The organism is Acidobacteriota bacterium (genome assembly GCA_003696075.1).
In the GTDB taxonomy this organism is placed as follows: domain Bacteria; phylum Acidobacteriota; class Polarisedimenticolia; order J045; family J045; genus J045.
Map to the genome: position 1 here is coordinate 1 of RFHH01000035.1, position 6,465 is coordinate 6,465.

Annotated in this window: 5 protein-coding genes; 3 read left to right on the forward strand and 2 right to left on the reverse strand. The window is 72.7% G+C overall.

The window, feature by feature from the left end; genetic code table 11:
- Nucleotides 1-31: 31 nt before the first annotated feature.
- Both D6718_02195 and D6718_02200 read right to left on the reverse strand, forming a co-directional pair.
- Entirely contained in the window at nt 32-1,195 is a 1,164-nt protein-coding gene (locus D6718_02195; GenBank protein RMG48243.1) for an aminotransferase class V-fold PLP-dependent enzyme, read from the reverse strand.
- The gene (locus D6718_02200; GenBank protein ID RMG48244.1) at nt 1,192-4,770 is read right to left on the reverse strand and encodes an isoleucine--tRNA ligase; all 3,579 of its coding nucleotides are present in this window, start codon (nt 4,768-4,770) and stop codon (nt 1,192-1,194) included. Before D6718_02200 ends, D6718_02195 begins: the two co-directional genes overlap by 4 nt.
- A gap of 103 nt (nt 4,771-4,873) precedes the next feature.
- On the opposite strand from D6718_02200, the gene lspA reads away from it, so the two are divergent.
- From lspA to D6718_02215, 3 genes are all read left to right on the forward strand, one after another.
- Nucleotides 4,874-5,446: a signal peptidase II gene (gene lspA / locus D6718_02205; protein RMG48247.1), complete on the forward strand. Its 573-nt coding sequence runs from the start codon at nt 4,874-4,876 to the stop codon at nt 5,444-5,446.
- Nucleotides 5,427-6,269, forward strand: coding sequence for a prolipoprotein diacylglyceryl transferase (locus D6718_02210; protein ID RMG48245.1), 843 nt, complete (start codon nt 5,427-5,429; stop codon nt 6,267-6,269). The genes lspA and D6718_02210 overlap by 20 nt, the downstream gene beginning before the upstream one ends.
- A partial coding sequence (locus D6718_02215; protein ID RMG48246.1) for a hypothetical protein occupies nt 6,215-6,465 on the forward strand: 251 nt, incomplete at its 3' end. The genes D6718_02210 and D6718_02215, both read left to right, overlap by 55 nt.

Genomic DNA, 6,465 nt, shown 5'->3' on the forward strand with positions numbered 1-6,465 from the left:
CCCTCGGCCGCGCGTCCGCGCGCGCCCCCCCTCACCGCCACCGTCCGTCCTCCCGGCTCCGAACCTCGCCGATCGCCTCGGCCAGCCTCACGACCGCCTCGTCGATCTCCGCGTCGGTCGTGTCGGGCCCAGCGCTGACGCGAACGAGTCCCCACTCCCCGGCGGAACCCGGGGCCGCAGCTCCCAGGATCGCTCCGGCGGAGCCGCCGCCCGCCCCGTGGCAGGCCGAACCGGCCGAGACGGCGAGCCCCCGCTCGTCGCACGCCGCCACCACCGCCGCCCCGTCCGCGCCTCGGACGAGCACCGCCGAGGTGTTCGGCAGCCGATCCGCGTCCCTTCCCGCGAACCGCACCCCGTCGACCGCGCGGGCGAGCCTCTCCTCGAATCGATCCCGCCGGCGCGCCACGGCGCGAGCGCACCCCAGACGCGCGGCCACGGCGCGCGCGGCCGTCCCGAAAGCGACGGCTGCGGGGAGCGGTTCCGTTCCCTGCCGCCGCCCCCGCTCCTGGCCGCCTCCCCCGCAGTAAGGAGCGAGCGGCACCTCCTCGCGCGCCAGCAGCGCTCCCACCCCCGGCGGCCCGCCGATCTTGTGGGCGGACACGGAGAGCATCGCGCACGGCAGCGCGGCGAAGTCGAGCGGGATCTTCCCGTAGGCCTGGACGGCGTCGGTATGGAAGAGCGCCCCCGCCCGTTGCGCCACGGCACCCAGGGCGACGAGATCGTTGAGGACCCCGGTCACGTTGTGGGCCGCCATCACCGAGACGAGCGGCCGTTCCGCTCCCTCGAGAGCGCGCTCCAGCGCCGCCGGCGTGACGCGCCCCGCGGCGTCGACCGGAACCTCGATCAGCCGCAGGCCGCGTTCCCGGGCCACGGCCCGCGCGGTGCCGAGCACCGCGGGGTGCTCCAGCGCGCCGACCACGAGCGTCGCGACCGCGCCGGCCGCCACGGGCCCGCGGATCGCCAGGGCGTCGGCCTCGCTGCCCCCCGAGGTGAAGACCACCTGCGCGGCCGTGGCGCCCAGGGAGGCGGCGACCTCGCCCCGCGCCCGCTCCAGCGCCTCGCGCGCCCGGCGTCCCCACCCGTGGCGGCTGGAGGGGTTGCCCCAGCCGTCCCGGAGGGCCGCGGCCAGGGCTTCCGGCACGCCCGGAGCGGGAGGGGCGGTCGCGTTGTGGTCGAAGTAGAGCGGCTCGCTCACCGCCCCGCCTCGATCAGCCCGATCCGGACCGGCTCCCCGTCGATGACCGTCTCCTTCACCGCCGCACCTTCGGGCGGCTTTCCCGGAACGACCGACACGGCGAGCGTCTCGCGCGCCACCAGCTCCCCGTGGCGCTCCAGCACCGGCGCCATCCCCTCCCCCGCATCGACGAACACCTCGATACGGGCGACGTAGTCCAGGTCGAGCTCCTTGCGCAGCGCCTGGATCCTGTTGACGAGCTCGCGGGCGCGGCCCTCGATGCGCAGCGTCTCGTCGATGTCGGTGTCGAGGACGACGACGGCCCGGGCCGAGGACGACGCGGCGTAGTGCTCCTTCGCCGCGAGGGAGACCGAAACCTCTTCCGAACTCAACCGGATCGCGCGCCCTTCCACCTCGATCTCGAACTCCCCCTTCTCGTCGAGCCGCCGCCGCAGCTCCGCGGCGTCGGCCGCCGCCAGCGCCGCCTTGATCGCCGGCATCGCCTTGCCGTACCGGGGTCCCAGCAGCCGGAAGTTCGGCTTGAGAGTCCAGGTGACGAAGCGGTCCGCATCCCCGCCGAACCGCACCTCCTTCACGTTCAGCTCGTCGGCGATGATCGACGCCAGCGACTTCAACGACGCCTCGCGCTGCCGGTCCGCCAGGAAGACCCGCGCCGTGGCCAGCGGCTGGCGCACGCGGATCTTTCTCTCGGCGCGCGCGGCCAGCCCGAGCGACACGACCTCGCGCGCCAGGTCCATCGATTCCGAGAGCTCCTCGTCGATCCAGGCCGCCGGAGGCTCGGGCCAGTCGGCGAGATGGACGCTCTCGGGGGCGGCCCCCGGCCACGCCCCCCCGACGAGCGTGCGCCAGACGTGTTCCGAGAAGAACGGGACGAACGGCGCGGCGAGACGCGCGAGCAGGCACAGCACTTCCCACAGCGTCCAGAAGGCGTCCCGCTTGTCCTGCTCCACCCCGGGTGCCCAGAACCGGTCGCGGTTCCGCCGCACGAACCAGTTCGACAGGCCGTCCACGAAGCGCTTGAGCGCCTGGGCGGCGTCGTAGATGCGGTAACCGTCCAGCGCCTCGGTGACGCGGCGGGCCGTCAGGGCCGTTTCCGAGAGGATCCACCGGTCGAGCAGCGGCCGCTCGGCGGCCGGCCGGTAGCCGCGGCCGCCCGTGGGATCGGGGACCCGCCCGTCCGCCGCCGGCAGCCCCTCGGCGGGATCGAACCCGTCGATCGAGGCATAGATGAGGAAGAAGGTGAGGACGTTGGACCACCTCACCAGGAACTCGTTCTGCTGCTCGCGGATCGCGCGCAGCGAGTTTCGGGTGTTGTTCCACGGCGGCCCCGCCGCGTAGAAGAACCAGCGGAACGCATCCGCCCCCGGGGGATCGTCGAGCACCTCGACCACCACCCGGTCGCCGCTCGACACTCCCAGCTCCGACCGCACCGCATCTCCGAGGCCGATCGCCTCCTTGCCGGGCGACCCGGCGCGAAGGCGCGCCTTCGCGGTGCGCTCGCCCGCCCGCAGCGTCACCTCGTGCCCCTCCGGGAGCCCCAGCGTCTTGACCTGAGCGCGGACGAGAACGGCCTCCTCGGGAGCCGGCGCCGGCTCGACGGCGGCCGGATCGGCCACCGTCAGCGTGAACCGGCCCTCGAGAACCAGGTCCGGAGGCGTGTAGTTGCCGGCGCTCTTCGACTCCTTCTTCCCCTCGGGGTCGCACACGTGGCCGAGCACGATGCAGGTCTTGTACGGGTGCGGATAGCCCCGCGGGGGGACGAGGCCGTATTCCCGCTGCGTCTCCTCGTCGAACACGAGAGTCGAGATCATGAGGAGCGAGTAGAACCATCCCCGGGTCTGGTCGATCGCCTCCGAGATGAAGTCGGCGGGAAACGCGCGCCGGAACTCCTCCCGGCCGCGATGCGGGAACCCGAACTGCGCGAACGGCATGCAGCCCGAGTCGAACCAGCAGTCGATGACCTCGCTCTCCCGGCGCATCGTTCCGCCGCACTCGCGGCAGCCGAACGTCACCGCGTCCACCCACGGCTTGTGGATCGCCAGATGCTCCGACAGCGACGGATCGCGCTCGCGGGCCCTCTTCCAGTGTTCGAGCGCCTGCGGATTGCGTTCCAGCGCCGCGTCGAGCCGATCGAGGGCGACGCGGGCGCCGCAGGCCTCGCAGGTCCAGATGGGAAGCGGTGTGCCCCAGTAGCGCTCGCGCGACAGCGCCCAATCGACGTTGTTCTCGAGGAAGTCGCCGAAGCGTCCCTCCTTGATGTGCTCCGGAAGCCACTGCACGGCCCGGTTGTTCCGGATCGCCTCGTCGATGAGCGCCGTGGTGCGGATGAACCAGGCCGGACGCGCGTACTGGATCAGCGGGTCGCTGCTGGCCCGCCAGCAGAACGGGTAGTCGTGCCGGTACGTCGACCGATCGAAGAGGAGCCCGCGGGCCTCGAGCATCCGGATGACCTCGCGGTCCGCCTCCTTGAAGCCGAGTCCGGCGAGTTCGGGCACCGACGGCGGGAACGTGCCGTCCGGCTCGAGCAGCTGGAGGAATCCGATGCCCTGCTCCTGGGCGACGCGGAAGTCGTCCTCACCGAATCCCGGGGCGATGTGGACGATCCCGGTTCCCTGCTCCGCTCCGACGAAATCGGCGGCGATGATCTCGTAGGCGCGCCCCCCCGTCGGCTCGGCGTACCGGAAGAGCGGCTCGTACCGCTCCCCCACGAGAGCCTCGCCGCGGAGCGTTTCCTCGGCGGTCCACTCGAGCCCTTCGAGGACCGTTCCGGCCACCGGCGCGGCGACGACCACGCGCTCCTCGCGCGGCTGGCCGTCCGGCCGGCGCACGCGCGCCACGACGTACTCGAGATCCTCGGCCACGGCGAGCGCCACGTTGCTCGGCAAGGTCCAGGGCGTCGTCGTCCACGCAAGGTAGGAAACGCCCTCACGCGAGCGGCTCCGAAAGCGCACCACCACCGCCGGGTCGTCCACCTCCCGGTAGCCCAGACCCACCTCGGCGGCCGAGAGCGCCGTGCCGCCCTGGGGCCACCACCAAACGGACTTCCGGCCCCGGTAGAGCAGGCCCTTGTCGAACAGGCGGCTCAGCGCCCACCAGACCGACTCCACGTAGGGGCGGTGGAACGTGACGTACGCGTCCGAGAGATCGATCCAGAAGCCGATCCGCTCCGTCAGCCGCTCCCATTCCTCGGTGTACCGGAAAACCGACTCGATGCACCGCTTGGTGAACGCCTCGACCCCGTATCGCTCGATCTCGAACTTGCCGTGGATGCCGAGTTCCTTCTCGACCTCCACCTCGACGGGCAGCCCGTGCGTGTCCCATCCGGCCTTTCGCGGCACGTCGAAACCGCGCATCGACCGGTAGCGGGGGAACAGGTCCTTCACGACGCGGGTCAAGACGTGCCCGTTGTGCGGCAGGCCGTTCGCCGTCGGCGGCCCCTCGTAGAAGACGAACCTGGGACCCGAGCTCCGCTGTTCCAGCGAGCGCTCGAAGATGCGCCGTTCCCGCCAGAACTCGAGCGTCCGCCGCTCGTTTTCGGCGAACCGGTGCTCGCCCGAGGGTCGCTGGTAAGCCATCCGCTCCTCCGCCTCCGTCGCCTGCCGCCGAGGGCGCGCGGGGCGGCGTATTCTTGCACGGCCGGGCCGGAGGTCGCAGCGGCCCGTCCCGACGCGCCGCGGTATGCTCGTCGTCCCCTATCGGAGTGCCCCAGTCGTGTCCCCGAGGAACCGCGATCTGGCGCTCGCGACCTCTTGGTTCGCAGCGGACCAGCTGTCGAAGCTGGCGGCCGAGCGCTGGCTGGAAGCGCCGTTGCCGCTCCTGCCGGGCTGCCTGCGGCTCGCCCTGAGCCACAACACCGGCGCCATGTTCGGAATGCTGGCCGACGCCTCCGAGCCCTGGCGGTCGCTCCTCCTCACGCTGCTTCCGCTGGCGGCGATCGCCGCCATCGGCGTCCTGCTGCTCCGCGCCCCGGCGGCGGATCGCCGCGCGCGCGTCGCCCTCGCCCTCATTCTCGGAGGTGCCGCGGGCAACCTCCTCGACCGGGTCGCGCGCGGCTACGTGGTCGACTTCATCGACGTCTACTGGGCCTACGAACCGCTCGCGGGACGCCTCGTCCGCTGGTTCGGCACCTATCGCTGGCCGACGTTCAATCTCGCCGATACCGGGCTCACGTGCGGCGCCGCGCTGCTGCTGTTCGAGGCCCTCCGGCCCCGGTCCGCACACCGGAGCGATCATGCATCCCTACCTGATTGACTTCGGCGAGGTCTCCCTGCCGCTCCTCGGCCGCATCCATGTCGCGGTGCCGACCTACGGCCTGTTGGTGGCCACCGCCCTGCTCACCGGCTGGCTCTGGTTCCAGCGTCTGGCGGAGCGGGAGGGGATCGAGCCCCAGGCGGCGGGACGCGTCGCGTTCTGGACCGTTGTCGCGGGACTGATCTCGGCCAAGGCCGGGCTGGTGCTCGTCGATCTGCCCTGGTACATGGAGGAGCCGTCGCGGCTGTTTTCGGTGGAACTCCTCCAGGCCGCCGGCGTCGTCTGGGTCGGCCTGCTCGGCGGTCTCGCGACGCTGCTCGCGCTGGCGCGGCTGGAGCGGATCCCCCTCGGCCCGCTGCTCGACGCGGCGGCCGTTCCGCTGCCGCTCGCCCAGGCGATCGGGCGGTTCGGCTGTCTCGCCGCCGGCTGCTGCTACGGCGCCGCCTGCCGCTTCTGGTGGGGAATCCGTTACTCGTCACCGGCGGCCCACGCCCGCACCGGGGTGCCGCTCGGCGTTCCCCTCCACCCGACCCCGCTGTACGAGGCCCTATGGACGGCGGGGGTGGTCCTCCCGTTCCTCCTGTGGCTCCGGGGGCGACGGCGCCGCCCGGGCGAGCTGGCGTTCGCCTACCTCGTGGCGTACGGCACCGGCCGGTTCGCGATCGAGTTCTTCCGGGGCGATACCCTGCGGGGGCTGTGGTTCGGCGACCGCCTCTCCACGAGCCAGATCGTCTCGCTCGCCGTCGTCCCGGTGGCGGCGGCCCTGTGGTGGCGGGCGCGGCGCCGGCCTCCTGCCGGAAACGGCGCCGGGACCGGGGAGTGACCGGGGGCGGTCCGGTGGGGCAGCGGTTCACGCACCTCGTGGAGGAGAGCGAGGCCGGGATCCGGCTCGACCGCTTCTGCGCCGGGCGGCATCCCGACTGGTCGCGAACGCGCCTCGCACGGTTGATCCGGGACGGCCGCATCACCGTCGGGGGCCGTCCCGCCAGGCCCAGCCGGCGGCTGGAGGCGGGCGAGAC

Coding starts and splice junctions, on each gene's coding strand:
- D6718_02200 (RMG48244.1), bottom strand. CDS start 4,770: ATGGCTTACCAGCGACCCTCGGGCGAGCACCGGTTCGCCGAAAACGAG.
- lspA (RMG48247.1), top strand. CDS start 4,874: ATGCTCGTCGTCCCCTATCGGAGTGCCCCAGTCGTGTCCCCGAGGAAC.
- D6718_02210 (RMG48245.1), top strand. CDS start 5,427: ATGCATCCCTACCTGATTGACTTCGGCGAGGTCTCCCTGCCGCTCCTC.